The sequence below is a fragment of the Actinoallomurus sp. CA-150999 genome, from assembly GCF_050942425.1.
Lineage (GTDB): Bacteria > Actinomycetota > Actinomycetes > Streptosporangiales > Streptosporangiaceae > Actinoallomurus.
On the sequence record NZ_CP192063.1, the window covers coordinates 1,405,937 to 1,431,511 of the forward strand.

The following is a 25,575-nucleotide window of genomic DNA, read 5'->3' on the forward strand; positions in this document are numbered from 1 at the left end:
ACGCTCGGCGGCCCTCTTCCGGGGTAATGGAGGATCGCCTGCCTCGATCTTCCAGGGGGGTCGTACGGTGGACGGGTGATCTCTCGCAGCGACGTCGAAGCGGCCAGGGCCCGGATCGGCTCCCGGGTACGCACGACACCGGTCTTCGCGGACGGCGACCGATGGCTGAAGCTGGAGCAGCTCCAGCACACCGGCTCGTTCAAGGCGCGCGGGGCGTTCAACCGCATCGTCGCCGCCGCCGAGCAGGGCGGCCTGCCGGGCGTGGGCGTGGTCGCGGCCTCCGGCGGCAACGCCGGGCTGGCCGTCGCGTACGCCGCCCGTGAGCTCGGCGTCCCCGCCGAGGTCTACGTCCCCGAGACCGCACCCGCCGTCAAGGTGGCCGGGCTCAGGGCGCTCGGCGCCGCCGTCGTCCAGGTGGGCCGCGAGTACGCGGAGGCGTACGACGCCGCCACCAAGCGGGTCGCCGATACCGGCGCGCTGTTCTGCCACGCGTACGACCAGCCGGAGATCTGCGCCGGCCAGGGCACCCTCGCGCTAGAACTGGAGGAGCAGACCGGCGGTGTCGACACGGTCCTCGTCGCGGTCGGAGGCGGCGGGCTCATGGCCGGGATCGCCGCCGCGCTGGAGGGTCGATCCCGCGTCATCGCCGTCGAGCCGCACGGCTGCGCCTCCCTGAACGCCGCACTGGCGGCCGGCGAGCCGGTCGACGTCGAGGTCTCGGGCGTGGCGGCCGACTCCCTGGGCGCCCGCCGCATCGGCGAGATCGCCTTCGCCGTCGCCCGCCGCACCGACGTGACGTCCCTCCTGGTCGGCGACGAGGACGTGATCGCGGCCCGCCGTGACCTGTGGCGCCGCTACCACCTCGTCCTGGAACACGGCACCGCCGCGGCCTACGCCGCCCTCTTGACCGGCGCCTACCGTCCGAGCCCGGGAGAGCGCCTCGCCGTCATCTGCTGCGGTGCCAACACCGACCCGTCCGACCTGACGGAACGTGGAACTCTGACCGCCACAGAGTGAATCCTGGTCGCGAGACCGAAGCTCGATTATTTCTCTATATTAGAGAGTATTGACAGGCGGTCGGTCCTGGATCTTTACTGGGGTCGAATGATGAACGGGGGTACCCGGCCCCGTGGATGACCTAGGAGAGCCCCCCGTGACCAGCAGCATCTCGTACAAGACCGACCACGTGATCTCCGCCGACGGCACGCGGATCGGGTTCCGTACCCTCGGCAACGGGCCTGGCCTGGTGCTGCTGCACGGCTCCATGCAGTGGTCGGGCAGCCACCTGGGGCTGGCCGCGTTGCTGGCCGACCGGTTCACCCTGTATCTCCCCGATCGGCGCGGACGCGGGCAGAGCGGTCCCTATCCCGCGGCTGACGATTTCGGCATCCGTACCGAACTGGACGACGTGGCCGCGGTCCTGGAGGTGACCGGCGCCCGTGACCTGTTCGGCGTCAGCGCCAGCGGCCTGATCGCGCTCGAGGCCGCTCGTACCCTGCCCGGCATCCGCAGGGTGGCCGTGTACGAGCCCGCGCTGGTCGTGGGCGGCGAGGACCTGTCGTCCTGGCTGGCGCGGTACGACCAGGAGATCGCCGCCGGCAAGGTCGCCGCGGCCCTGGTCACGGCGATGATGGGTCTGCGGCTGGGCCCTCCGGCGTTCTTCCCACACGGCCTGATGACCCTGCTGACCAAGGCCGTCCTGAAGAGCCAGGACAAGAAGGCCGCGGCCGGCGAGCCGACCATGCGCAGCCTCGCTTCCACGCTCGGGTACGAGGGCCGCCTGGTCCGGGAGATGGCCGGCACCCTGGACCACTACGCCGACCTCACCACCGAGGTCCTGCTGCTGGGCGGCAGCAAGGGGCTGTCGTGGATCAAGCCCGCTCTCGACGCGCTCGACGCGACGATCCCCAACAGCACCCGCGTCGAGTTGCCCGGCCTCGACCACGGCGGCACCGCCGACGCCGGACCCGACGGCCCGGCCGGGAAGCCGGCCGCCGTCGCCCCCGAACTCCGCCGCTTCTTCGCGGCCTGACCTCGCTCAGATCCAGTCGCGTTTGCGGAAGACGATGTAGAGGGCGATTCCGGTGACGACGAGGATCACGATGCTCGATGCGAAGCCCCACTGCTTCCCGAAGCCCGGGTACGGGACGTTCTCGCCGTAGAAGCCGGTGATGGCGGTGGGGACGGCGATGACGGCCGCCCAGCCGGTGAGCTTCTTCATCACGAGGTTCAGGTAGTTGCCCTGCATGGCGATGCGGGTCTCCTGCAGGCTCGTCACGACGTCGCGCAGGCTGTCGGTCCAGTCGGTGGCGCGCAGGACGTGGTCGTAGACGTCCTGGTAGTACGGCGTCATCGGCGCGGGGACGATCTCCAGGTCGCGCCGGAGCAGGCTGTTGACGACCTCCCGCATCGGCAGGACGACCCGGCGCATCAGGGCGAGGCTCTTGCGCAGCTGGTAGCTCCGCTGCTGTGTGCCGGTGTCGGGCATGTGCCCGGCGAAGAGGTCCTCCTCGAGGCCGTCGATCTGGTCGTCGAGCGCCTGCACCGCCTCGAAGTGCCCGTCGACGATCAGGTCGAGCAGCCCGTGCAGGAGGTAGGCCACGCCGTACTGGGCGAGGTCCGGCGAGCCGTCCCAGCGCTGAAGGAGCCCGTCGAGGTCGAAGCTCTCGTCGCCGCGTACGGTCACCAGCGCCCGCTTCGTGATGAACGCGGAGATCTCCTGCTTGTCCAGCTTCGTGCCGTCGGCGGAGAGGTGGACGGAGTAGGCGTTCAGGAACAGGTGGCCGTCGTACCGGTCGAGCTTGGGCCGCTCGTGGTGGCTGACCGCGTCCTCGACGGCGAGCGGGGACAGGCCGAGCTCCTCGGTGATGAGGCCGAGGCCCTCGGTGTCCGGCGCGCACAGGTCCAGCCAGACGACGGTGTCCGGCTCTTCGAGGTAGTCGCTGATCAGGTCGGCCGGAAAGTCCTCCGCCTCCAGCCGTCCCTTACGCCAGACCCTGGTCCGCGGTTTCAGATCCATGAGGAGAACCACATGCGGGCGTGCCAGGAGTCATAGCTCACGATCTGGCCCGCCAGCACGGGATAGAGGTAGTAGAAGTTGGCCAGCACCGTGAGGACGTACGCGCCGGTGATCGCGGAGCCGAACACCCGGCGTGCCGGGAGTGCGGTGGCCGGGCCGATGATCAGTCCGATCACCAGCACGATGGACAGCACCATGAACGGCAGCATCGGCGTGGCGTAGAACAGGAACATCGTGCGGTGGTTCAGGCCGTAGTAGAACCACGGCACCCAGCCGGCCAGGAATCCGAGGAGCGTGACGCCGGCCCGCCAGTCGCGGTGCACCAGCCACCAGGCGGCCAGTACGAGCATCGTGATGATGGACACCCACCAGATGGCCGGGGTGCCGATGTCGAGCACTTCGCGCGAGCAGGTGGGGGCGCCGCAGCCGGACGGCTGGGTGTAGTAGAAGGCCACCGGTCGTTTGAGGACCAGCCAGTTCCACGGCCAGGACTGGTAGTCGTGCTTGACCGTGAGCGTGGTGTGGAAGTGCCACATCTGCTTGTGGTAGTCCCACAGCCGGGGCATCGCCTGGAAGAACGCGGTCACCGGGTTGGACGCGACGTTGCCGCGGCCCCAGCCGCCGGCGTTGAAGATCCAGCCGCTCCACCAGGCGACATAGGTGATGACGCTCAGTACGACCATGGACAGGAACGCGGGAATGGCCTCCAGGGCGAGCGCTCCGGCGTACGGGCGCTGCACCCCCGCGGCCCGGCGGGCGCCGATCGACCAGACGAACGTCAGGGCGCCGAACGCCGCGATGTAGTACAGGCCGGTCCATTTCGTCGCGGTGGCCGTGCCGAGGCAGAGCCCCGCCGGGATCAGCCACCAGTGCATGACGAACGGGCCGAAGCCGTCGTCGTCACCGCGTTCGGCGATCTTTCGGGCGAGCCGGGCCCGGGAGACGTCCCGGTCGATGACGATGCACGCGAACCCGGCCAGGATCCAGAACATCACGAAGACGTCGAGGATCGCCGTGCGGCTCGTGACCAGGTGCATGCCGTCCAGCGCGAGCAGCAGCCCGGCGGCCATGCCGAGCAGCGTCGACCGCGTCATCCGCCGGGCGACCCGCGCGAGGATCAGCACCGACAGGGTGCCGATCAGCGCGGCCGAGAAGCGCCAGCCGAACGGCGTCATGCCGAACAGCCACTCACCGATGGCGATGATCCACTTGCCGGCGGGCGGGTGCGCGATGAAGCTGCCGCCCGGGGAGAAGATGTGGAGGTTCTGTGGGTCCTGGAGCAGGAACTTGTCGGCGTCCTTGACCGTGTTGTGCTCGTACCCGAACTTCAACAGCGCGTACGCGTCCTTCGCGTAGTACGTCTCGTCGAAGATCACGGCTCTGGGTTTGCCGAGATTCCAGAATCGCAGCACGCCCGCGAATATGGTCACGGCCAGCGGGCCCAGCCACCCCATCAGCTTGTTGCCGGGCATGCCGGGCGTGAGCCACTGGCGCAGTGAGGGTGGTCTCCTGCGCTGCTCGGGCCGGGCTTCGGGTTCGATTCCTGTCATCGCCACCACCCCGACATCGTACGGGCGACAGCCGTAGTATTCGCGCACTTCACGGTCATGGAGCGTTCTGGAGCCGACCGAGGACCGCCTCACGGCCGCCTGTGCTCGAAGATGGAGACGTGGAGAACTCAGGGACGCTGACGCTGGCCGCCGCACCGATCGGACGAGCGGAGGACGCGTCGGCGCGGTTGCGCACGGCCCTCGCGGACGCCGACATCATCGCCGCGGAGGACACCCGGCGGCTCCGCCGGCTGGCCGCCGATCTGGACGTCTCCCCGACCGGCCGCGTCGTGTCGTACTACGACGTCAACGAGCGGGCCCGCGCCGTCGAGCTCCTCGACGAGCTGCGGGCCGGGCACGACGTGCTCGTCGTCACCGACGCGGGGCTGCCGGGGGTCTCCGACCCCGGCTACCGCCTCGTCACGGCGGCGGTGGAGGCGGAGGTGCCGGTCACCGTCCTTCCCGGACCGTCCGCGGTCACGACGGCGCTGGTCATCTCGGGGCTGCCCAGTGACCGGTTCTGCTTCGAGGGGTTCCTGCCCCGCAAGGCGGGGGAGCGGGCCGCGCGGCTGCGGGCCCTCGCCGGCGAGGCGCGCACGATGGTGTTCTTCGAGGCGCCGCACCGGCTCGCCGCGACGCTGGCGGCGATGGCCACCGCCCTCGGGTCCGACCGGCGCGGCGCGGTGTGCCGGGAGCTGACGAAGACGTACGAGGAGGTGCGCCGGGGACCGCTGGGCGAGCTGGCGGAATGGGCGGCCGACGGCGTGCGTGGGGAGATCACGCTGGTCGTCGCGGGAGCGCCCGAGCGGGTGGGTGAGGTCGACCTCGCCGAGCTCGCGGCGGAGGTGGAGCGCCGGGTGGGCGACGGGGTGCAGCGTAAGCAGGCGATCGGTGATGTGGCGCGGGAGCACGGGGTCCCGAAGCGGGAGCTCTATGACGCCGTCGTCGCCCGTAAAGCGGATCATTGACCGTTATTTGACGTTCTTTTTGGGTGTGCGGCCGTACGCAAAGCGTCACTTGGTGGGGAAAGATAACTTGGGTGCGCATTTCACGCGCGTACGCCGATTCCCCCGGGGGTGACGCACATGCACGAATCCATGATCTCACCCGAGACGTGGACCTATGAGTGCCTGGCGTGTTTGCACGAATGGCACGAGGAATTCGAGGTCGGGCACTGCGCCGACGGGCATGGCGGCGAGGTCGTCTACTACCGACGCAACGGTCACCGCTGCACGTCCCCGTGGGCGGAGCTGTTCTGCCCGTCCTGCGGGACGTACGACGTCAAGATCCTCCCTCCGGGCCGGCCGCGGAGCCAGGCCGTCCCGCCGCAGCGCCACGGTGAGCTGGAGATGATCTTCAAGCTCCGCCGGCTCCACGCCTACTGATCGACCGGGGCGTGTCCCCGTCCGACGCGCGGCGGCCCTGCGCCGCCGCGCGTCGCACCGCCGCCGGGTACGCGGCAGGGGCACGGGACACACGCCCCAGGGCCTGCCTCAAAGCCCCCGTCCGCAGCGCGGACGGGGGCTTTGAGATGAGCCCTACGCCGGCACCGCCTCGCCGGATGAGGAGGAATCCGTGTCCGCCGCGTCGGACCCGTCCGACGAGCCGCCGCGGCGGCGGGCCACCCGGGCCAGCTTCCGGCGAGGCTCGGCGGAGAAGGTGATCGCCGCCGCGATGCAGGCCAGCGGCACGGTCGGCAGGACGTACCGGTAGTCGAACTCGGCGGTGGCCGGCGGCACGAGCAGCAGGCCGGTCGCCGTGATCCAGGGCAGGAGCGCGGCGCCGCCCCACCGCCGCCACAGCGGGATCAGCCCGGCCAGGCCGACGATGAGGATGCCGCCCACGAGCGTGCCGGGCAGGTGGACGTGCCGCTGGTAGGTCCGGATGATCCTGGCGTACGGGTCGACGATGTCGGTGCGGGCGTCGCCCTGCTCGTAGGTGCGCGCCTCCGAGGCGGCCGTGCGGTCCCTGCTCATCCGCCACGTCGGCAGGGCGGCAGACTTCGTACCGAACTGATACATCTCGTAGGTCGCGCGGTCCGGGAAGACGGTCCGTTTCCAGTGGAACGTGAAAAGAAAGTCCTTTCCGACGACCTTCAGATAGTCCAAGGGTTGCGCCATGATCGCGCGCTTGGCGAAGTCGCTGGCGAGCTGGTTCTGATAATCGGTGAACCGCGCCGCCGGAATGCGGTGGAACGGCGAGTTGCGGTCCCAGATGGCGTCTTGGGAGAAGACCAGCGGCGTGTGCGAGGTCTTGTTGTTCTTGCACAGGGCGTACTCGGTCACCGGCGGTTTGATCTTGTTGCAGTCCGCGAACGCCGAGACCCGCGCGTAGAGGAACACGCCGCTGCTCATGGTCATGCCCGGCTTGCCGTAGTACGACCAGAACCATCCGGCGTAGGCGGCCAGCGGCAGCGCGCAGACCACGACGGTGGCCGCGATCACCCGCCACTTGACCCGCCGGACCACGAAGTAGACCACCACGGCGGCCAGCACGGGCGTGCCGACCGTACGCGTCAGCGTGGCGAGCCCCAGCAGCAGCCCCGCGAGAGCGCCGACCTTCCACGTCAGCTCCCGGCCGTGCCACAGCAGCAGTGTGACGATCGACACGAGCAGGAAGCCGAACAGCGTGTCGGAAAGGATCAGGTGCTCGAGCTGGATCTGGTACCCGTCGAACAGCAACGGCACCGTCGCCAGGCTCGCCCCCCACCCCGGCAGCCCGAACCTCTTGCGCAGCACGGCGTAGATCATGACCGCGGAGGCCAGACCCATGAGGTGCTGGATCGTCGCGACGAGCATGAAGCTGTGGAACGGCTTCAAGATCCACAGCATGCCCGAGTAGCCGTCCGGCCGGATCGCATGTGGATACGGGCTGATCGCAACATGAAGATAATCGAAAGAATCGTTGAACCAGGACGCCGGCCGGTATCCCAGCGTGGCGATCATCCGGAGCAGCGCGCCCGCCGCGAGCACCACTGTAAAAATCTTGTGCCGGCGCATGAGCGCCCACAGCCCCGATCCGCGAACGACCGGCGCCTCTTCTGCCACCTGCTCATCAACCGTTGTGACCTGCGATTCCTCATCGGATCGCCCACCGGTCACCACGGAAGCCCCGCCCCGCTCTCCGGCGTTCGTCAAGTCCGGACCGACCTTCCTGGACCCCACAGCCCCTATCCTGATATCCCCAGCCTGCCGTCGCACCAGCTCTCCATGTGGAGTTAAAGGTTGCGACTTTGCAACACGAGGTCGCTCGTCTGCAGGCATCATGGATAACACGCGCCACTTGTCGGAACACGACGAGGTTAGTCGAAAAACCCCCAAGCCAGTGCTGCGGGGTGATGGAGGACACGACGTGGAACTCTCCGTAGTGATGCCGTGCTTGAACGAGGCGGAGACCGTCGAGACCTGTGTTCGTAAGGCCCTCGGCTTCTTCGAAGAGCATGGTGTCGACGGCGAGGTCATCATCGCCGACAACGGCAGTACTGATGGCAGCCGGCAACTGGCCCGTGACGCGGGTGCCCGTGTCGTGCCCGTTTCCAGCAAGGGGTACGGCAACGCCCTGATGGGCGGCATCCGGGCCGCGCGCGGCACCTATGTCGTGATGGGTGACGCCGACGACTCCTACGACTTCACCAGCTTGATGCCGTTCCTGGAGCAGCTGCGGGACGGCGCGGACCTCGTCATGGGCAACCGGTTCAAGGGCGGCATCGCCCCCGGCGCCATGCCCCCGCTGCACAAGTACCTGGGCAACCCGGTGCTGAGCTTCATCGGCCGGCTGTTCTTCCGCAGCAAGATCGGTGACTTCCACTGCGGGCTGCGCGGGTTCCGCCGCGACTCGATCCTGCGGCTGGAGCTGCAGACCGGCGGCATGGAGTTCGCCAGCGAGATGGTGGTCCGCTCCACTCTCGCCAAGTACGACATCCGCGAGGTCCCGACCACGCTGTCGCCCGACGGCCGGTCGCGGCCGCCGCACCTCAGCACCTGGCGTGACGGCTGGCGCCACCTGCGCTTCCTGGCGCTCTACAGCCCGCGCTGGCTGTTCCTGATCCCCGGCCTGATCATGATGGTGCTCGGTCTCGTGGCGGGGGTCGCCCTGTCCGCCGGGCCGATCCGGTTCGGCGAGGTCGCCTTCGACGTCGACACCCTCGTCGGCGCCTCGGCGGCGCTGGTGATCGGCTTCCAAGCGGTGATCTTCGCGCTGCTGACCAAGGTCTATGCCATGGAGGAAGGCTTCCTTCCCCATGACAAACGGGTGCAGCGCATCATCGACTCCTGGAGCCTGGAACGCGGTCTCGTCGTCGGTGGGCTGCTCGCGCTCGCCGGTCTCGTCGGGCTGGTCGCCTCGCTGTTCCACTGGCAGGTGCACAGCTTCGGGCAGCTCGATCCCCGGCACTCGCTGCGCATCGTCGTGCCCGCCGCCACCGCGCTCATCATGAGCTTCCAGATGATCTTCGCGTCGCTGTTCGTCAGCATCCTCGACATCCGCCGCCGGTCGCACCCGCCGGTGACCGACCCGGCGGACGAGGCCGCCGACGTCGTCGACGCCGCGGCGCACAAGGTCCGGAGCGAGAGCAAGGACGCCGAGCCCGCGACGGAGCAGGGCGACGCGAGCACCGCCGCCCCGGAAGCAGCCGGCGACGCCGAGCCCGTGACCGCCGACGTCTCCGCGACCACCGAGGCCGACGCGAGCGACGAGGACAAGGCTGACAAGTCCGCCTGACCAGCGTCTTAAAAGGGAGCCCCGGCGATCCGCCGGGGCTTTCTTCGTGGTGAAAATGAAGGCTCGCGCGGCATCCGGCGTTCACCCGACTTTTGGGGAATGTTCAGCGTCTAAGTTGCCCGATATCCCCGGGGGCCTGCCACCGCGTGCGCTCGCCGGCGTGTGATCCGCCGATCGGCTCACCCGGCGTGTAATCCGCCGTCCGCCGTACGGGACTACTTCGCGACCGACCGGAACCGACGCGAAGGACGGCAGGAGTGAACGACCCCGCCGAGAGATTCACCGCCCTGTACGACCGGTACTACCGGAACGTGCTGGGCTACGCGCTGCTGCGCGCCGAACAGAGCGCTGCCGAGGACGTCGTCAGCGAGGTGTTCCTGATCGCGTGGAGGCGGCTCGACGACCTACCCGAGTCACCGCTGCCCTGGCTGCTCGGAGTGGCGCGCAACCTGCTCTTCAAACAGTACGACGCCGTACGCCGGCGGCAGGTGCTCACCGACCGGCTCGCGGACGCGGCCGGCGACCAGGACCTGACCGGCCTGGACGTGGCCGAGCAGGTCGTGGAGCGCGACGCCGCGAAGGCGCTGCTGGCCGAGCTGGGGGAGAAGGACGTCGAGGCCCTCGTGCTGGCGACCTGGTACGGCCTCACTCCCCGGCAGGCCGCCCGGGTCCTCGGCTGCACGGCGGCGACGTTCACGGTGCGGCTGCATCGCGCCCGCAAGCGGCTGGCCAAGGTGACCTCCGCCGCGTCCTCCCGCAGCCGCCCGGCCGCCCACGGCCGGATGGCGCTGATCAACGAGGAGGCCCGATGAGCCGTTCGCACGAGACCGCAGGAGCCGAAATGAACCGCACCGTCGACCCGATGAACACGCTCCGCACCCGGCTCGAGGGACTGGCCGAGGACGGCTACCGGCGGCGCCGCGACACGGACCTGCCCCGGGTGCTCGAGACCGCACGGCGCCCGGCCCGGACCGACCGCCGGGCACTCCCCGCACGGAACCGGCGGCCGGTGCTCCTCCTCGCCGGTGCGACGGCCGCGGTCGTGGCGCTCGGCGCCGCGGTCGTACCGGGCGCGGTGTCCGGGTCGAAGCCCGGCACGGCGCCGCCCCAGAGGCTCGACGTGAAGACCGTGCTGCTGACCGCCGCCGAGACCGTCGCCAAGGAACCGGCGGCGACCCACGGCCGCTTCTGGTACACCCGGACCCAGGTGATCGACCAGGCCAGGCAGCCCGGCAACGGGCTGAGGCCGAAGGGCGTCAGCGCGAACGGAGGCCCGAGGACGGGCCCCTACTACCCGTACACGGCCTACGTGAGCATCACGTGGGAGAACTGGGACCCGTACCGGCAGGGGGACACCAGCCGCACGGTGGACAGGGACATCACGACGAGCTTCGCCTCACCGGCCGACAAGACGGCGTGGAAGCGGGCCGGCTCGCCCTCCCTCACGGACTTCAAGCCCTTCTCGGCGGACTCACGCGAGGGGCAGGACCCGTTCCTGGAGATCGGGCTGCCGAAGGGCACGCTGGCGAAGGACCTGCCGAAACTGCCGACCACGCCGGACGGGCTCAAGACACTGATCCGGCAGGACTGGAACAAGGCGCCGGCGACCCAGCGGAACGCGCTGACCGCCTACATCTGTGAGATGGCGGAGAACGTCATCAGCGCCCCGGTCACGCCCGCCACCCGCGCGGCCGCGTACCGGCTGCTCGCCGCCCAGCCGGGCATCCGCATGGTCGGCAAGGTCCGCGACCGGCTCGGTCGCCCCGGGGTCGCCCTGGCCATGCGGCGCGTGAACCTCGGCTCGGATCGCAAGCCCCACCAGGTGGAGGTCCACACGATCTTCGACCCGAAGACGGCGAAGATCCTGGGGTCGGAGACGTACGACATCAGCGGAGGAAAGGTCGCGGGCCGGCCGTCGAGCATCAGCCTTCTGGTCGGCTCCGGCTGGACCGACCGGCTCGGCGCGCCGGCCCGCGGCTGACGCGCGGAGGAGGGGCGTGCGGCGCCGATCGAGGGCCGGCGTCGCACGCTCTCGGCCCGCAGGTGAGAAAGTCGGTATCGGAATGAGTCATCGGCGAGTGCCCCGTAGGCTTAGCACATGTCCAGCCGTCACATCCTGACCGCGCCCGCTTGGCCGTACGCCAACGGGCCCCGCCACATCGGGCACGTCTCCGGTTTCGCGCTGCCCGCCGACATGTTCAGCCGCTACCAGCGGATGGCGGGCAACAAGGTCCTGATGGTCAGCGGCACCGACGAGCACGGCACGCCGATTCAGGTGCAGGCCGACAAGGAGGGCGTGTCAGCCCGTGAGCTGGCCGACCGCTACAACCGGGTGATCGCCCAGGATCTCCACGGCCTCGGCATGTCGTACGACCTGTTCACCCGGACGACGACGCGCAACCACTACGCCGTCGCCCAGGAGATCTTCAAGGGCCTCTACGACAACGGCTACGTCTTCAAGAAGACGACGATGGGCGCGATCTCCCCGTCCACGGGCCGCACCCTGCCCGACCGCTACATCGAGGGCACCTGCCCGATCTGCGGGTACGACGGGGCGCGCGGCGACCAGTGCGACAACTGCGGCAACCAGCTCGACCCGATCGACCTGATCAACCCGCGGAGCCGCATCAACGGCGAGACGCCGAAGTTCGTCGAGACCGAGCACTTCTTCCTCGACCTGCCCGCGTTCTCCGAGACCCTCGGATCGTGGCTGCAGGGCAAGGAGGGGCTCTGGCGGCCGAACGTCTACAAGTTCACCCGCAACCTCCTCGACGACATGCAGCCCCGGCCGATCAGCCGGGACCTCGACTGGGGCGTGCCCGTGCCGCTGCCGGGCTGGGTCGACCGGCCGGACAAGCGGCTGTACGTCTGGTTCGACGCGGTCATCGGCTACCTGTCGGCGTCCGTGGAGTGGGCCCGGCGCAGCGGCGACCCGGACGCCTGGCGCGCCTGGTGGCAGAGCCCGGACGCCGAGGCGTACTACTTCATGGGCAAGGACAACATCGTCTTCCACTCCGAGATCTGGCCGGCCATGCTGCTCGGCTACAACGGAGAGGGCGACAAGGGCGGCACAGCCGGCTCCCTCGGCAAGCTCAACCTGCCCACCGAGGTGGTGTCCTCGGAGTTCCTGACCATGGAGGGCAAGAAGTTCTCCTCCTCGCGCCAGGTCGTGATCTACGTCCGTGACTTCCTGGAGCGGTACGACGTCGACGCGCTGCGCTACTACATCGCGGTCGCCGGCCCGGAGAACCAGGACACCGACTTCACCTGGTCGGAGTTCGTCCGCCGCAACAACGACGAGCTGGTCGCCACCTGGGGCAACCTGGTGAACCGCTCGCTCTCGTTCGCGGCCAAGAACATCGGCGAGATTCCCGCCGCCGGCGAGCTCACCGACCTCGACCGGGACCTCATGGAGCGGTCACGCAAGGCGTTCGACGCCGTCGGCGCGGAGCTGGCGCGCTCGCGGTTCAAGAACGCCGCGAACGAGGCGATGCGCACCGTCGCGGAGGCGAACAAGTACCTGTCCGAGCAGGCGCCGTGGAAGCTGAAGAACGACGACCCGGAGCGGATGAAGACGATCCTGCACGTCGCGCTGCAGCTCGTCGACGACGCCAAGTCGCTGCTCACGCCGTTCCTGCCGGCGTCCTCGGAGAAGGTCCACCGGATGCTCGGCGGGCAGGGCGAGTGGAGCGGCGCCCCGGAGATCCGCGAGGTCTCCGAGGACGGCGGCCCGGACTACCCGGTCCTGACCGGGTCGTACGACACCGAGGCCCGCTGGGAGTCGCGCCCGATCACGGCCGGCACGCCGCTGGCGCCGCCGAAGCCGCTGTTCGCCAAGCTCGACCCCTCGGTCGTGGACGAGGAGCTCGCGCGGCTCGAGCAGGCCTGACACACCGCTCATACGACGTCGCGTCACAGGGCAGGGTGCTCACTATGGGGGCGGAGATGGAGACGTCCAACGGGTTCCGGGGAGCGGCATTCCCGCCGCTGCCCGAGCCGTTGCCGGTCGAGGTGTTCGACAGCCACTGTCACCTCGACATCCTCGAGGTGCCGATCACGGAGGTGCTCGCCGCCGCCCACTCGGTCGGCATCCGGCGGGCAGTGACCGTGGGCTACGACCTGGCCTCGTCACAGCACGCCGCCGACGCGGCCGCGACGTACGACGACGTGTACGCGGCGGTGGCGATCCACCCGAACGACGCGGGTGACGCCACCGCCGACGTCCTCGCCGACATCGCCAAGCTCGCCGCCCTGCCGTACGTCCGCGCCGTCGGCGAGACCGGGCTCGACTACTACCGCGACTGGGCCGCGGTCGAGGACCAGCAGCGGTCCTTCCGCGCCCACATCGACATCGCCAAGCGCAGCGGCAAGGCCCTCGTCATCCACGACCGCGACGCGCACGACGACGTCCTGCGCATCCTGGCGGAGGAGGGCCCGCCGGAGAAGGTCGTCTTCCACTGCTACTCCGGCGACCGGGAGATGGCCAAGGTCTGCGCCGACCACGGCTACTACATGAGCTTCGCCGGCAACATCACGTTCAAGAACGCCGCCGACCTGCGCGAGGCCGCGGCCGTGGCACCACTGGACCTGCTCCTCGTGGAGACCGACGCGCCGTACCTCACACCGGTGCCGCACCGGGGCAAGCCGAACGCCCCGTACCTCGTCCCGCTCACCGTCCGCTGCCTCGCCGAGACCAAGAACGTCGACCTCGCCGACCTGTGCACCGCCATCGCCACCAACGGCGAACGCGTCTTCGGCCCCTGGTGAGTGCGGTAAGTAGCTGAACGATCACGATCGACGTCATACATTCGATTGCGTGGGAAGTATGACAGTGAGCGAACGGGAGATGTCGGACGCCGAGGCGGCCGATTTCTACAACGAGCACCGAGACGACCCGGAGATGTGGGGCGAGCAGGTGGACGTCAAGATCTCCCGGAAGCTGGACAACGTCGTCTCGGTCCGCTTCAACGCGGTCGAGATCGAGCGGATCCAGCAGGCTGCTGACGCGGCGGGCCTGAGTCTGTCGTCGTTCATCCGCCGCGCCGCCCTGACGGCACCTGGTGCTGAAGTGCTCGACATCGACCGAGCACGCAAGGACATGGCCCAGTAACTCCCGGCAGACCTCAGCGGCGTGGTGGTTCGGACGGGGAGCGCATCGCCAACCCCCGCCACCTGGAGCGCAAGGCCCGCAACCTGGCCCGGTATCAGCGGCGCATGGCCCGCTGCCAGCGCGGGAGCATGAACCGCCGGCCGAGCTGAGTCTTTCCACCCGGCACTGGACGTGTCCGGGCTGCCGCACCCGGCACGACCGGGACATCAACGCGGCCAAGAACATCCTTGCGGCTGGTCGAGCCGTAACCGGGCAAACCCCCGGTGATGCCTGTGGAGCTGGTGTCAGACGGCAAGGGTCCTCCCTTCCGCAGCCGGCGCTGAAACAGGAAACCCGCGCCGCGAGGCGCCCGGCATAGACCGGGTTCGGCCGCAAGGCCGATGGGAACCCCCTCCCTCGGGAGGGGAGCAGTCAAAAGCCCTCCTCGCCCCCGCCCGTCCCTGAGGGGAACGGCCGGCGCATCCAGACTGTCGCGCGTACGGAAGACTGTGCGTGTGGGTGAACGACTTCTCGGGGCGGCCGACGTACGCGAACTGGCCGGCGGGCTGGGGCTGCGTCCGACCAAGACCCTCGGCCAGAACTTCGTGATCGACGCGAACACCGTGCGCCGCATCGTCCGCGATGCCGAGGTCGCACCGGAGGACGTGGTCCTGGAGGTCGGGCCGGGCCTCGGCTCCCTGACCCTGGCCCTGCTGCCGGCCGCGAGCCGCGTCGTGGCCGTCGAGGTCGACCCGGCGCTGGCCCAGCGACTACCCGCGACCGTCGCCGAACGCGCCCCGGACCTCGCCGACCGCCTCGAGGTCGTCCCCGCCGACGCCCTGCGCATCGCCGAACTGCCCGGCCCACCGCCCACCGCGCTCGTCGCCAACCTCCCGTACAACGTCGCGGTGCCCGTCGTCCTGCACCTGCTCGGGACGTTCCCGTCGATCCGGCACGGGCTCGTCATGGTGCAGGCCGAGGTCGCCGACCGGCTCACCGCGGGGCCGGGCGGCAAGGTGTACGGCGTGCCGTCGGTGAAGATGGCCTGGTACGCGCACGCCCGCCGCGCCGGGAACGTCGGCCGCGCGGTCTTCTGGCCGGCACCGAACGTCGACTCCGGACTCGTCGCCTTCACCCGTCGCGAGCCGCCGTCCACCTCGGCCTCACGCAAGGAGGTCTTCGCCGCGATCGACGCCGCGTTCGCGCAGCGCCGCAAGACCCTCCGCGCGGCCCTGGCCGGCTGGGCGGGTTCGGCCGCGGCGGCGGAGGAGGCCCTGCGCGCCGCCGATGTCGACCCGGCCACCCGCGGCGAGGCCCTCGACGTCGAAGCCTTCACCCGCATCGCCGAACACCGGCCCTCGTCACCTACGATCGGTTGACCGTGACCACTGTGACCGTGCGCGTGCCCGCCAAGGTGAACCTCCAGCTGAGCGTCGGCCCCGTCCGCGACGACGGCTACCACGACCTCGTCAACGTCTTCCACGCCGTCTCACTGTTCGACGAGGTGACCGCCTCCCCGGCCGACGCGCTCAGCGTTGCGGTCGAGGGTCCGGCGGGCGTGCCCACCGGCCCCGACAACCTGGCCGCCCGCGCCGCGACCCTGCTGGCCGAGCACCTCGGCCGGCGGCCGGACGTCGCCCTGCACATCCGCAAGGACATCCCGGTCGCCGGAGGCATGGCCGGCGGCAGCGCCGACGCGGCGGCGGCCCTCCTGGCCTGCGACGTGCTGTGGAAGGCGAGACTGGACCGCGAGACGCTCCTCGAACTCGCCGCCCGTCTCGGCAGTGACGTCCCGTTCGCGCTGCTCGGCGGCACCGCCGTCGGTCTCGGCAGGGGAGAGCGGCTCACGCCTGTCGAGGTGGTGGGAGAGTTCCATTGGGTGTTCGGATACGCGGATGGCGGCCTGTCCACGCCCGCGGTGTACGCCGAGTGCGACCGGCTGCGCGCGGCGGGGGAGCAGGACAGCGTGTGGCCACAGGTGTCGGATGATCTGATGGCGGCCCTGAAGACCGGCGACGCCGAGGCGCTCGGTCGGGCGCTGCACAACGACCTGCAACCAGCGGCGTTGAGCCTGCGCCCGTCGTTGGGTGAGGCGCTCGCGGCGGGCCGTGACGCGGGAGCCCTTGGCTCCCTCGCGTCGGGCTCCGGCCCCACGTGTGCCTTCCTGGCCGCCTCTTTGGACCACTCGGCCGAACTGGCCGCTGCCCTGAACGAGTCGGGCCGGTTCGCCGCCGTACGCCCGGCCGTCGGCCCGGTACCGGGTGTCACTTTGGCGTGACTCAGCGTATCGGTGGGGGCGCAAGCCGCGAAACGGTCAGTCCCCCACCGGAAGGGTCACGGCTTGGCAACGCACACGGTAAGTAGCCTGGACGTCACCTGTCAGACTCCGTAAAGTCTAGGACGTTTTTGGGATCTGACGGGGTGTGCAGGGGCCGGTGAGATGACGCATCATTGCGAGCGTCGGCGTTCCTGCTGAGACAGTGCGGTGCACGGGGGTGCTCGCACGAGGAGGCGATGGCTGTTGCCACCGGTGAACGCGAATTCCGTACCGCTCCCGATGTACAACAATTGGCCGGGCATCGACGACCCGGGCAAGCTGAGGGTGAACACCGGTCAGATCAGGGTGGCGGCCAAGCGACTTGAGGGTCACCTTGAAGATCTCCTCGCGGCGACGGAGAACCTGAACCGCCCCGAACCGGTGGCGTTCGGCCAGTGGGACGCCGCACTGTCGTTCCAGCCAAGTGTCGAGGCCGGCCACCAGTCCCTCGCCGACCAGCACAGCCGTGTCCTGCACGCCCTGATGAGCACGATCAAGAAGCTGCATCGTGCGGCGAAGGTGTACGACGCGAACGAGGTGGACCTCGAGCGGCGGATCGCCGCGGTGGACAAGCGCCTGAACGTCCAGACCACGTCCGACCTGGGCGGCCACGCCGCCTCCTCGGCGCCGTCCAAGCAGGCGCCGACAGTGCCTAATTCGTTGAACCCGGACGGGAGAAACTGACATGGCCGACTCTTACTCGTCGCCCATGCGCGCCAGCGCTCCTTCCGGAACGCCGGGCGAATACAACGATCCAGCAGACATCGACAAACTCCTGAGGCAGACGGCTCCCGGCCACGTCAAGAAGGCTGGAAAGGATTACCAGACGTTCGCTTCGGCGCACGGGAAGTTCGCTGGTGACATGGTCACTGTCCGCGACATCCTTCATGAAGCTTGGGGAGGAAAAGACGCCGCCGCCGCGCAGTCGGCGCTGCGGGAGATCTGGGCTTCCTCAGCGGCTCTCGACCAGGCCGCCAATGAATTCGGAACGGCGCTCATGGACCACGGTCAGAACCTCACCTGGTACCAGAAGAGGTCGTTTACGTCGCCATCCAAGAACCTGGCCGAAGCCCGAAGCTGGATGGCTGGCGCGAATGAGCGCATCTCTCAGGCGTGGTTGGCGATGCCCTCGGAAGTCAGCACCACGCTTCCGCCGAGTCCGAACGAGGGAGGCCTTGGCCCGACGCAAGGCCACGGTCCTTCCTCAGGACCGATCTCAGGCGGTGGTATAGCGGGGAGAAACAGCGGGCATTCACCGTATGCTGGTGGGCTCGGGCCGAACTTGTCAGGTCGGCCTCCCGGAGGGAAACATCTCCCTCCTGCAGCAGGTGGGAAAAACACGGACCTTGCGGGGTGGCCCCCATCCACACCGTCCGGCAGCGGTCCGGGTGGCGGAACGGGCCTGCCCATCAACGGGCCTGGAGGAATGCCCGGGGGCTCTACATTCCCTGGCTCGGGCGGCGGACCGCCAACGGGATCGGTCGTTCCCGGGCTGACTGGCCCACCTCGCGTAGGCGGCGTGGGGACGAACGGCCTCGAGACCGGACGAGGCGCATTGCGCGCTGGCCTATCGAGTGCAGCAGCGGAAGAAGCCCAGGCCGCCGAGGCAGGTGCCGCGAGAGCCGGAATGGTGAGCCCTCTGGCTGGTCCTGGAGCGAATCGCGACGAGCGGGAACGTACGCGACAGACGTGGCTCGCAGAGGAGCATGATGTTTGGACGGGCGAGATTGAGTCCGCTCCGCCGCTTATCGGGGCGATGCCCGAGAGGACAGAAGATCCCGAGCAGGTTGTACAGATCGATCTTTCAGCTGATTCCGACGATCTAGCCGCACTCCTAGAAGAACTGGATATCGATCAAGCTGACGCTGATCCAGCGGATGAAGTCGCCGAGCTGCGTGCGAAACTCGAGCGGCTGGAGCGAGAGGCGAGTGCGGAGCAGGGACTGGCGAGCGGAGGCGCAACTGAGCCTGACGTCGCGAATTGGATCACTGAGGAAAACACGTGACGATTGTTCGCCGTATCCTCCTAGGGCTGGCCGGGTCGAGCGTCCTTGCCTTGGCGGCGGTTCCCGCGAATGCGATGCCGCGACCGCAGGCCGATGAATGGTGGTTCGCGGCATGGGGGGTCCGAAGCGATGTTTGGCCTGTAACGAAGGGGCAGGGCGTCACCGTTGCCGTCTTGGACACAGGAGTCAACGCATCGTTGCCGGAACTCTCAGGGGCGGTACTTAAAGGAGACGACACAACAGGAAATCGCGGCGACGGGCGGCACGACTCTGATGAGAAGGATGGCGGCCATGGCACTGCTATGGCTGCTCTAATAGCGGGACAGGGCGGCGGCAGCACCGACTTTCAGGGAATTGCCCCAAAAGCGAAGATCTTGCCAGTCCATGTGACGTCTAAACTGGGTGATCCTGCTGGTTTGTTGCAAGCTTACTCCGCTGGAATCCGCCTAGCAGTTGATCGCGGTGCGAAAGTGGTGAATCTTTCGCAAGGTGTAAACTCGGAGACGATGCCGAATCACTGCGATCCGCGAGTTCAGCAAGCGATCGCATACGCTATTCAACACGACGTTGTCGTGGTAGCCAGCGCGGGCAACGAAGGTACTGGAGCAAACTGGCCGAATCTGCCCGCCTCCTGTGCTGGTGTACTGGCTGTCGGAGCCATTGATAAGAGCCTAGGCCCGTGGGCGGCAACCCAGCAGCAATCCTATGTCGCGGTATCTGCTCCTGGAGTGGGGCCAATGATCGACAAGGATGGCCGATACCACCCGAACGGTTGGGGAACGAGCATGTCGGCAGCACTTACCTCGGGTGCCGTCGCCCTTATTCGCTCTCATAATCCCGAGATGCCGGCGCGGACCGTCGTGCAGCGACTAATTACGACCGCCCACCCGCTGGGGCCTTCCAAGTGGAATAACCGGACGGGCTACGGTGCCATCCAGATAACCGCCGCCATGAACCCGGAGCGTTATCCCGTTCCGGCCAACGCGCCGAACCCTGTCTACGAAGCGCTCGAGAAATGGAAGGCATCCCAGCCGGTCGCTAAAGAGCCTTCCACGGCAAGGCAGGGCCATTCGTCGAACTTGCCTGGTGAGCGAGCGCACAAAGGCGGTCGAGTCAGCGTAACTTCGATTGCAGTCGCTGGAGCCCTTGTCGTCATACTACTAGTAGGCGCGATAGTTGCTATTCGGAAGCGTCCACGTGGCGCCCTAAGCGTATCAGGCACTATGCCATGGGGCCCGGGTAATGATCGTCGTGAGTGATAATCGGTGAAGGATGCGAATGAGCTTCCAGGACATGATTCTCCTGTAGCCGCTTCCGGAGCTCCGACTGATCCATCGATGAGCGACCCCTCGGTGCGCACAGCCTACGAAGCGCGGAAGAAGGTAACCGAGCGAGTCGCTTTAGTGTACGTGCCCACTGCACCGAGTGCACGTGCTCAAGGGGATGGGCCTCGGCAGGGAGTTTGAGTTGCGCCAACTTGCCGACGGTACCGGTGCCCTACCGGTTTTCACCGATCCGGACTTGGTCGTTGCGCAGCTCGGAGAGCTCCAACTGTTTGAAAAAACGCCGGTGCTCGCACCACCAGTGTCGTTCGGCCCCGTGCGGTCGTTGTAAGCCTGCGCGGTATGTCGGGTCTTTGGGCTCGAAACATATCCGTTCCGTATACATTTATCGTCACATCCTCTTGACTTTGTGTATCGAGCTTGTTAAATTCGCAGACGTTCGGGAAAAGTTACGGACACATTCGGCCGGAGGCTCACGTCCCGGTCGTTCCGTCGTTCACATGCGACGTTCTCTTAATAAGCATGGGGGCTCACGTGGGTGAGATGCTGGATATCATGCGCCGGACAAGGATTCGCGCATCATCGCCGGACAAATCACTCGCCATCATCGTGTCCGGAATGCCCGCCAATATCACGGTGGAAATCGCTTCCGGCGCACATGCCCGGCACACCGAACGTTCCTTCGAGCAGCAGGTGAACGCCGCCATCAGGGTAGCCATGGTCGGCTACCAGCAGGTGGCGATGAAGGCCTGGCGCAAGGCGGCCAAGGTTCCCGAACCGGAGTCGGCGGCCGGATCATCGGTGGAGCGTCGGCGTCGGGGCGGCGACGCGGGTGAACGCCGACGCCTGTTTATCGAGGAATAGGCTTCGGGATATGGTGATTCCCGCTCTCCGGCTCGTTGCCGGTTTCGCGCTGCTGGGGGCCGGGTTGGCAGGCTGCGGCGGATCCGGCTCGCCGGACCTACCAAAGCCCTCTCCAAAGACAAGCCAGCGGGCCGCATTGCCGACGTGCGTTGACGTCGTTCGGCATATTCCGCACACTGCCTTCGTCGTACAGGACATCAAGCGGTACCCGACAGAGCAGCCATCTGGTGCGTCCGACCGTCAACCGCGTTTCGACCTTAACTGTCCCACCGCGTTCGGCCATCTTTCGGACGGCGGCAACGGAACCGCGGAAGTCCTGCTCACTCGCATGAGCGTGCCCTCACTCGACGGCACGCCGCGGGCGAAATACCTCGGAAATCTCATTAAGAGCAAGTTGTACAACAATATATGCCTCGGCGATCGGGTGGACGTCCGAGGCGATCCTCCGGTCGCCGCAAGCTGCTACGACCCGACCATGCCGCTCGCCGGCCGGGCGGTCGTACAGGGCGACCTGGCGATCGCCGTGGGAGTCAGCGCGGAGCGGTCGGCGAATAGGGATGCCGGGCAGGAGCGCCGACTGCTCGAAAGCGCCGCGCAGGCGGTGGTGGACGCGGTCGCCCGCATGTCCTGATCGACAGGGGGATGAAATATGGATTCAATGCGTGACAGGTATGAGCAGGCCCTTGACGAACTTTCGCTCACTGTCAGGTCGCCAGGGCGATGGGTGACGCTGCGCAGGAGTCGTACCGGCGCGGTCACTGTGGAATTGAAACGCGATACGCTTCGCCAGCTCGACGAGCAGCAACTCGCAGCGGAACTCCAGGCCGTTTTGAACGGGGCATACCGCGCCTATCGAGACCAGGGACGGAAACTCCGTCAGCAGATCTTCGGTCCTGACTATGACGACATTCAGAATGCCAGCAGCGTGTAGGCGCGGAGGGACTCAAACGTGGTAACGCTTTCGGCCGAGGTGCAGGCTCTCGTCGGCCACGCGTCGTATCGTTATGACGACAGCCTGATCTGCGACGGCCTCCGGCACTTCGCCAGGTTTGCCGCGGACGTTCCGGATTCCGCTTGGGGGCAGATGCAGTGGTCTCGGCGGTGGGCGCAGGACTGGGAAAGCGCCACGTCCGCACGTGTACGGGAAGCTCAGACGGCGCGCGACCTTCAGAGTGAAACGGGATCGAAACTGTCCAAGGTGGCGGCAAACTATTCTCATACGGAAATCAGCACCAAGCTTTCCGCCGAGAGGCTGCTGTCCAAGGAGAACAGCTTCCTTCTCCCGTGGATCCAGGCGTCCGAGAAAGGCCAAGGACCCATATCGACGGCACCCGGACACACCCCACATGGGCCGAATTACGCGAACACCCCTGATCTGCCCTATGCGATACCCTCAGGCGACCCGGGTCAGAATGTGGACCCCAACGATCCAAAAAACCGGATCATGTTCGCCAGTGCGGACCACGACTTCGATCATCCATTCGCCAAGAAACAGGGACACATTGTGCTGGCGGACCGGGCATTGATGGTGCTCGGTAACACGGCCGGACGGGCAGCCCTTGACACATTCCTGAATGCCAACGAGCACTACATCCAGGACGCCCAGAATATTGTCAGGTCCAACGGCGCCGCGACGAGTAAGATGCCGCTGGACGACTTCATCCAAGATGTACGCTTTGCTCTCCCAGGTGCCATCCAAAATCGCGCGGAGCTGTTCAACGCGCTCAGCAACGAGTACGGCGAACTCAGTGCGGAGATGACAACTCAAACGAACGGGTTGAAGAGCTACTGGCAGGGGCCGGGCGCCGAGGCATACGGCCTCCACGCTGACCGATGCATCAAGTACTTCGACACGCTGAAGGAGCAGGCGGCGTGGGTGGGTAGCGAGGGTACCAAGGCGGCCAACGCGGTCAACAGCCTACAGAACGCCTACGCCCAGGCCGGTAACGCGAAGGTCGGCAACCTCATCACGGCGCTCAAGGCCTACAAGGACGCCGCCGCCGGTTTCACCAAGGGCTCGACCCAAGAGCCGCTCGCGGCCCTCGTTGACGCACTAAGCGCGATGGCGAGCGCCTTCTTTGCGAAATGGCAGCAGGCGAACGCGGACGCCGGCGAGATCCTGAAGATCGACCAGAAGGCGAGCGACACGGCCCCCAACCTCGGCGACGGCACGCATCGGCCGCAGTCGTTCCCGAGCGAGGCTGGCGCGGCACCGTACGACGACTCGAGCCGTTGGAAACAATCCTGACGAGAAATCGGCCACTTCCGGAAATCGTCCCGGCCCGTACACGGCAGTGCCGATCAGCAGCGTGTGCGACGCCATAACTCGCCCACGGCATCTGATCTGAGCCTACCGGCGCATTGACGTCGACAGTGGGTCGCAGAGGCTGTCGCCGTACGCTGCCACTTAATTAAGTGCAGCCACTAACCGCACCGCTCGTGGCAAGCGGCTGGCTGGTCGCCTTTTCGCAGGGGGGCACCCTGGTAGCCGTGTCGAGCGGTCCGCAAGTACTGCTGTATCGGCTGCGCCGAAGGCGCTGAGGTGAGCGGGTGCGAACGTCCTAGAAGAACACAAGTCTGCCCGGCAGCCTAGTGTGACGGCGGTGGAGGCACAGGGTCTGGGACATGTTCACTACCTTGCGGCTGACTGCGGCTGAACTCATTCCATCCCACGTTCAGCTCCACACAATTTCCGTTGGCGTCGCTGTGGGAGCTCTTCCGCCAGGCGGGGAAGTCGGCTTGCGGGCTCATCCAGCGCCTCCTACAGGAGATCTCAGCTACAGGTCCTTTGCCGCCGAGGCGATCAGAGCCGCCGATTCAGTTGGAGACAGCGCCATCGCCTGCAACGTCCCGTATGTCCGACTGTACCGGCGGACCTCGCGTTCGCTTTGGAGCACGAGGCCAGTTGTTGCTGTCTCCAGATACACCATGCCGAGGTCGTCGCTTGCCCGGAACACGAGCAGGACGAAGTCGCCGGTGAGGGCGGGGTGGGCGCCTGCCGCGTACGGCAGCACCTGGATCTTGACGTTCGGCAGCCTGCTCAGTTCACCGAGATGTTCAAGTTGGTTGCGCATCGTCTCTGGTCCGCCGACATGGTGGCGGAGCACCGCCTCGTCGAGGATGACCTGAAGCGCGAGAGGATCCTCCTGCCGGATGATGAGCTCTTGCCTGGTCCGTCGGATCTCGATCCTTTCGTCGGCGTCCACGATCCCCTCGACGTCCGTCGCGTCGATCACGGCCCGTGCGTAGGCGTCCGTTTGGAGGATTCCCGGAACGATCTGGCAATGCCAGCCATTGACCACGCGAGCCCCGGACTCGGCCGCGATCAGTAGGTCGAACTTAGGCTTCAATCCTTTGTCGGCGAGCTTCCGCCACCAGTCCGGTTTGCCCGAGAAGCCGGCGCGGGCGAGGGACAGAGGTTCCTCCTGCTGGCCGTCTTCGATCGCCGTGTGCCGGCTTTAGAGGTCGAGGAGGCTGCGGACGTCTTTGGCCTTCATGCCCCGCTCGCCGTGCTCGACCCTCGACATCCATGACTGGTCGTAGTCCAGCTCCTGCTCGATGTCCTTGAGACTGAGCCCGGTTCGCGGTCATCACCGCCCGCACCCTGGTCGCCACCGTCCTGACCGGCTGGGACACCGACCTCATCGAAGACACCATCCTGGTCACCAGCGAACTGGTCACCAACGCCCTCACCCACGGGACCGCACCGGTCACCCTCACCATCACCGTACGGACCGAACCCGAACCCACCGTCATCCTCGACATCGCCGACACCTCACCCGACCTACCCGTCCAAGACCTCCCCGGCGAGGTCGGCCACTTCGGCCTGTGGATCGCCGAAGAACTCGCCCGCCTCACCGTCCACCCCACCCCGACCGGCAAGACCGTACGCGCCGAATTCGTCCTCTTCGACCAACCGGCCATCGGCTGATCGGGCTAGGACCCGCACGCACACAAACTCTCGCCTCTGGCTCGCGTTTCCGCAGGTGAACGAAGATCGTGCAGCCAATTTGTGTGCGAACGGGGCCGGTATCGGTGGCAGCGCGCGTCATACCCGGCGTCGGCCAGGACACTGCAAGGGCAGACTGCGGGCAGGAATCGGGACGCGGAGGTGGGGCCGATGGGTGACGGGGCTTCGATCGGGACGGTGACGATCACTGTCTGCCGGGAGCGGGATGTCGAGCTACTCGAGCGGTACATGCCCTCGCCGGGGCGGAACCGGTTCCACGCGCGGCGGTTCGCGCGGCAGGAGCAAGGCCTGAGCACCTACCTGGTGGCCTGGCTGGACGAACGGCCGGTGGGTTCGGGGGCGATCTTGTGGGGCGGGTGTGGGGCGGTTGAGGTCCGGCGGCGCTATGCGGACTGTCCGGAGCTCGGTGGGCTCGGTGTGTGGCCGCCGGAGCTGCGGTCGCGGGGGATCGGGACGGCTTTGATACGCGCGGCCGAGGCCCGCGTTCGCGAGCGCGGTCACGGCATGATCGGGCTCGGCGTGAACGACGATAACCATGCCGCGGCCGCGTTGTACCTGCGGCTGGGCTATCAGGAGACTGGCTGCCACTACCTCGATCGGTACGACTACGTCGAGACGGACGGCGTCATCCGTCAGGCTGCCGATCCCACCCGCTTCCTGGTGAAGCCGCTGGATGAGACATCGTGATGAGCCGGCACCCTCGCCGCTGATCGTGATGACGCGTCGATCACACTCATCCCGTACGCGAGCGGCGGGTGC

General features: G+C 67.5%; 28 protein-coding genes and 1 pseudogene. 23 read left to right on the forward strand and 6 right to left on the reverse strand.

Features of this window, described 5'->3' with window-relative positions; translation table 11 throughout:
- Positions 1 to 75: 75 nt before the first annotated feature.
- Together ACQP2O_RS06725 and ACQP2O_RS06730 are read left to right on the forward strand one after the other, a co-directional pair.
- Positions 76 to 1,017, forward strand: a complete 942-nt coding sequence (locus ACQP2O_RS06725; protein ID WP_433180901.1) for a threonine/serine dehydratase — start codon at positions 76 to 78, stop codon at positions 1,015 to 1,017.
- A 136-nt stretch (positions 1,018 to 1,153) separates the two neighbouring features.
- Positions 1,154 to 2,032: an alpha/beta fold hydrolase gene (locus tag ACQP2O_RS06730; RefSeq protein WP_433180903.1), complete on the forward strand. Its 879-nt coding sequence runs from the start codon at positions 1,154 to 1,156 to the stop codon at positions 2,030 to 2,032.
- Positions 2,033 to 2,038: 6 nt separating this feature from the next.
- On the opposite strand, the gene ACQP2O_RS06735 is transcribed toward ACQP2O_RS06730, so the two are convergent.
- Positions 2,039 to 3,019 (reverse strand): magnesium transporter CorA family protein, encoded by a 981-nt coding sequence (locus ACQP2O_RS06735; protein ID WP_433180904.1) that lies wholly within the window; start codon positions 3,017 to 3,019, stop codon positions 2,039 to 2,041.
- Positions 3,010 to 4,569 carry a dolichyl-phosphate-mannose--protein mannosyltransferase gene (locus ACQP2O_RS06740; protein WP_433180906.1) on the reverse strand — a complete coding sequence of 520 codons (1,560 nt, stop codon included), beginning with the start codon at positions 4,567 to 4,569 and terminating at the stop codon, positions 3,010 to 3,012. The genes ACQP2O_RS06735 and ACQP2O_RS06740 overlap by 10 nt, the downstream gene beginning before the upstream one ends.
- A gap of 119 nt (positions 4,570 to 4,688) precedes the next feature.
- Between ACQP2O_RS06740 and rsmI the strand changes: the two genes are divergently transcribed.
- Positions 4,689 to 5,537 carry a 16S rRNA (cytidine(1402)-2'-O)-methyltransferase gene (gene rsmI / locus ACQP2O_RS06745; protein ID WP_433180908.1) on the forward strand — a complete coding sequence of 283 codons (849 nt, stop codon included), beginning with the start codon at positions 4,689 to 4,691 and terminating at the stop codon, positions 5,535 to 5,537.
- A gap of 117 nt (positions 5,538 to 5,654) precedes the next feature.
- Positions 5,655 to 5,954 (forward strand): hypothetical protein, encoded by a 300-nt coding sequence (locus tag ACQP2O_RS06750; protein ID WP_433180910.1) that lies wholly within the window; start codon positions 5,655 to 5,657, stop codon positions 5,952 to 5,954.
- A 153-nt stretch (positions 5,955 to 6,107) separates the two neighbouring features.
- Here ACQP2O_RS06750 and ACQP2O_RS06755 read toward each other — a convergent pair whose 3' ends face one another.
- A complete protein-coding gene (locus ACQP2O_RS06755; protein ID WP_433180912.1) occupies positions 6,108 to 7,706 on the reverse strand; it encodes a cytochrome b/b6 domain-containing protein in 1,599 nt (532 codons plus the stop codon).
- Between the two features lie 214 nt (positions 7,707 to 7,920).
- Between ACQP2O_RS06755 and ACQP2O_RS06760 the strand changes: the two genes are divergently transcribed.
- The 17 genes from ACQP2O_RS06760 (at position 7,921) to ACQP2O_RS06840 (ending at position 23,094) form a co-directional block, all read left to right on the forward strand.
- Positions 7,921 to 9,288: a glycosyltransferase family 2 protein gene (locus ACQP2O_RS06760; RefSeq protein ID WP_433180914.1), complete on the forward strand. Its 1,368-nt coding sequence runs from the start codon at positions 7,921 to 7,923 to the stop codon at positions 9,286 to 9,288.
- A gap of 257 nt (positions 9,289 to 9,545) precedes the next feature.
- Complete coding sequence (locus tag ACQP2O_RS06765; protein ID WP_433180916.1) at positions 9,546 to 10,100, forward strand: RNA polymerase sigma factor; 555 nt, start codon at positions 9,546 to 9,548, stop codon at positions 10,098 to 10,100.
- Positions 10,097 to 11,269: a CU044_5270 family protein gene (locus ACQP2O_RS06770; RefSeq protein WP_433180918.1), complete on the forward strand. Its 1,173-nt coding sequence runs from the start codon at positions 10,097 to 10,099 to the stop codon at positions 11,267 to 11,269. The genes ACQP2O_RS06765 and ACQP2O_RS06770 overlap by 4 nt, the downstream gene beginning before the upstream one ends.
- A 117-nt stretch (positions 11,270 to 11,386) precedes the next feature.
- Complete coding sequence (gene metG / locus ACQP2O_RS06775; RefSeq protein WP_433180920.1) at positions 11,387 to 13,177, forward strand: methionine--tRNA ligase; 1,791 nt, start codon at positions 11,387 to 11,389, stop codon at positions 13,175 to 13,177.
- 56 nt (positions 13,178 to 13,233) lie between these two features.
- Positions 13,234 to 14,055, forward strand: a complete 822-nt coding sequence (locus ACQP2O_RS06780) for a TatD family hydrolase (protein WP_433180922.1) — start codon at positions 13,234 to 13,236, stop codon at positions 14,053 to 14,055.
- Between the two features lie 58 nt (positions 14,056 to 14,113).
- The gene (locus ACQP2O_RS06785; protein WP_433190945.1) at positions 14,114 to 14,398 is read left to right on the forward strand and encodes a plasmid mobilization protein; all 285 of its coding nucleotides are present in this window, start codon (positions 14,114 to 14,116) and stop codon (positions 14,396 to 14,398) included.
- The gene (locus ACQP2O_RS06790; protein ID WP_433180924.1) at positions 14,349 to 14,756 is read left to right on the forward strand and encodes a zinc ribbon domain-containing protein; all 408 of its coding nucleotides are present in this window, start codon (positions 14,349 to 14,351) and stop codon (positions 14,754 to 14,756) included. The genes ACQP2O_RS06785 and ACQP2O_RS06790 overlap by 50 nt, the downstream gene beginning before the upstream one ends.
- A 136-nt stretch (positions 14,757 to 14,892) precedes the next feature.
- Positions 14,893 to 15,756 (forward strand): 16S rRNA (adenine(1518)-N(6)/adenine(1519)-N(6))-dimethyltransferase RsmA, encoded by an 864-nt coding sequence (gene rsmA, locus ACQP2O_RS06795; protein ID WP_433180925.1) that lies wholly within the window; start codon positions 14,893 to 14,895, stop codon positions 15,754 to 15,756.
- Positions 15,757 to 15,767: 11 nt separating this feature from the next.
- Positions 15,768 to 16,655, forward strand: a complete 888-nt coding sequence (locus ACQP2O_RS06800) for a 4-(cytidine 5'-diphospho)-2-C-methyl-D-erythritol kinase (protein ID WP_433190947.1) — start codon at positions 15,768 to 15,770, stop codon at positions 16,653 to 16,655.
- Positions 16,656 to 16,934: 279 nt separating this feature from the next.
- Positions 16,935 to 17,378, forward strand: a complete 444-nt coding sequence (locus ACQP2O_RS06805) for a hypothetical protein (RefSeq protein WP_433180927.1) — start codon at positions 16,935 to 16,937, stop codon at positions 17,376 to 17,378.
- A gap of 1,072 nt (positions 17,379 to 18,450) precedes the next feature.
- Complete coding sequence (locus ACQP2O_RS06810; protein ID WP_433180929.1) at positions 18,451 to 18,699, forward strand: hypothetical protein; 249 nt, start codon at positions 18,451 to 18,453, stop codon at positions 18,697 to 18,699.
- Entirely contained in the window at positions 18,696 to 19,958 is a 1,263-nt protein-coding gene (locus ACQP2O_RS06815; RefSeq protein ID WP_433180931.1) for a S8 family serine peptidase, read from the forward strand. Before ACQP2O_RS06810 ends, ACQP2O_RS06815 begins: the two co-directional genes overlap by 4 nt.
- 166 nt (positions 19,959 to 20,124) lie before the next feature.
- Positions 20,125 to 20,313 carry a hypothetical protein gene (locus ACQP2O_RS06820; protein ID WP_433180933.1) on the forward strand — a complete coding sequence of 63 codons (189 nt, stop codon included), beginning with the start codon at positions 20,125 to 20,127 and terminating at the stop codon, positions 20,311 to 20,313.
- Positions 20,314 to 20,516: 203 nt separating this feature from the next.
- Positions 20,517 to 20,846: a hypothetical protein gene (locus ACQP2O_RS06825; RefSeq protein ID WP_433180935.1), complete on the forward strand. Its 330-nt coding sequence runs from the start codon at positions 20,517 to 20,519 to the stop codon at positions 20,844 to 20,846.
- Positions 20,847 to 20,856: 10 nt separating this feature from the next.
- Positions 20,857 to 21,477, forward strand: a complete 621-nt coding sequence (locus ACQP2O_RS06830; protein WP_433180936.1) for a hypothetical protein — start codon at positions 20,857 to 20,859, stop codon at positions 21,475 to 21,477.
- A gap of 93 nt (positions 21,478 to 21,570) precedes the next feature.
- Entirely contained in the window at positions 21,571 to 21,777 is a 207-nt protein-coding gene (locus ACQP2O_RS06835; protein WP_433180937.1) for a hypothetical protein, read from the forward strand.
- Positions 21,778 to 21,795: 18 nt separating this feature from the next.
- Positions 21,796 to 23,094: a hypothetical protein gene (locus ACQP2O_RS06840; protein ID WP_433180938.1), complete on the forward strand. Its 1,299-nt coding sequence runs from the start codon at positions 21,796 to 21,798 to the stop codon at positions 23,092 to 23,094.
- 341 nt (positions 23,095 to 23,435) lie between these two features.
- Here ACQP2O_RS06840 and ACQP2O_RS06845 read toward each other — a convergent pair whose 3' ends face one another.
- From ACQP2O_RS06845 to ACQP2O_RS06855, 3 genes and pseudogenes are all read right to left on the reverse strand, one after another.
- Positions 23,436 to 23,597, reverse strand: coding sequence for a DUF397 domain-containing protein (locus ACQP2O_RS06845; RefSeq protein ID WP_433180940.1), 162 nt, complete (start codon positions 23,595 to 23,597; stop codon positions 23,436 to 23,438).
- Positions 23,598 to 23,623: 26 nt separating this feature from the next.
- Positions 23,624 to 24,196 carry a DUF5753 domain-containing protein gene (locus ACQP2O_RS06850; protein ID WP_433180942.1) on the reverse strand — a complete coding sequence of 191 codons (573 nt, stop codon included), beginning with the start codon at positions 24,194 to 24,196 and terminating at the stop codon, positions 23,624 to 23,626.
- 108 nt (positions 24,197 to 24,304) lie between these two features.
- Positions 24,305 to 24,418, reverse strand: a pseudogene (locus tag ACQP2O_RS06855) (hypothetical protein); the annotation flags it as partial.
- 101 nt (positions 24,419 to 24,519) lie between these two features.
- On the opposite strand from ACQP2O_RS06855, the gene ACQP2O_RS06860 reads away from it, so the two are divergent.
- Positions 24,520 to 24,777, forward strand: a complete 258-nt coding sequence (locus ACQP2O_RS06860) for an ATP-binding protein (RefSeq protein ID WP_433190949.1) — start codon at positions 24,520 to 24,522, stop codon at positions 24,775 to 24,777.
- A gap of 189 nt (positions 24,778 to 24,966) precedes the next feature.
- Positions 24,967 to 25,503, forward strand: a complete 537-nt coding sequence (locus ACQP2O_RS06865) for a GNAT family N-acetyltransferase (protein ID WP_433180944.1) — start codon at positions 24,967 to 24,969, stop codon at positions 25,501 to 25,503.
- Positions 25,504 to 25,575: the final 72 nt, after the last annotated feature.

Bases quoted from the DNA above. Each gene is read 5' to 3' on its own strand.
- ACQP2O_RS06735 (WP_433180904.1), bottom strand. From the start codon at position 3,019: ATGGATCTGAAACCGCGGACCAGGGTCTGGCGTAAGGGACGGCTGGAG.
- ACQP2O_RS06865 (WP_433180944.1), top strand. From the start codon at position 24,967: ATGGGTGACGGGGCTTCGATCGGGACGGTGACGATCACTGTCTGCCGG.
- ACQP2O_RS06770 (WP_433180918.1), top strand. From the start codon at position 10,097: ATGAGCCGTTCGCACGAGACCGCAGGAGCCGAAATGAACCGCACCGTC.
- metG (WP_433180920.1), top strand. From the start codon at position 11,387: ATGTCCAGCCGTCACATCCTGACCGCGCCCGCTTGGCCGTACGCCAAC.
- ACQP2O_RS06805 (WP_433180927.1), top strand. From the start codon at position 16,935: ATGTACAACAATTGGCCGGGCATCGACGACCCGGGCAAGCTGAGGGTG.
- ACQP2O_RS06740 (WP_433180906.1), bottom strand. From the start codon at position 4,569: ATGACAGGAATCGAACCCGAAGCCCGGCCCGAGCAGCGCAGGAGACCA.
- ACQP2O_RS06780 (WP_433180922.1), top strand. From the start codon at position 13,234: ATGGAGACGTCCAACGGGTTCCGGGGAGCGGCATTCCCGCCGCTGCCC.
- ACQP2O_RS06750 (WP_433180910.1), top strand. From the start codon at position 5,655: ATGCACGAATCCATGATCTCACCCGAGACGTGGACCTATGAGTGCCTG.
- ACQP2O_RS06785 (WP_433190945.1), top strand. From the start codon at position 14,114: ATGACAGTGAGCGAACGGGAGATGTCGGACGCCGAGGCGGCCGATTTC.
- ACQP2O_RS06830 (WP_433180936.1), top strand. From the start codon at position 20,857: ATGGTGATTCCCGCTCTCCGGCTCGTTGCCGGTTTCGCGCTGCTGGGG.
- ACQP2O_RS06845 (WP_433180940.1), bottom strand. From the start codon at position 23,597: ATGAGCCCGCAAGCCGACTTCCCCGCCTGGCGGAAGAGCTCCCACAGC.
- ACQP2O_RS06810 (WP_433180929.1), top strand. From the start codon at position 18,451: ATGCCCGAGAGGACAGAAGATCCCGAGCAGGTTGTACAGATCGATCTT.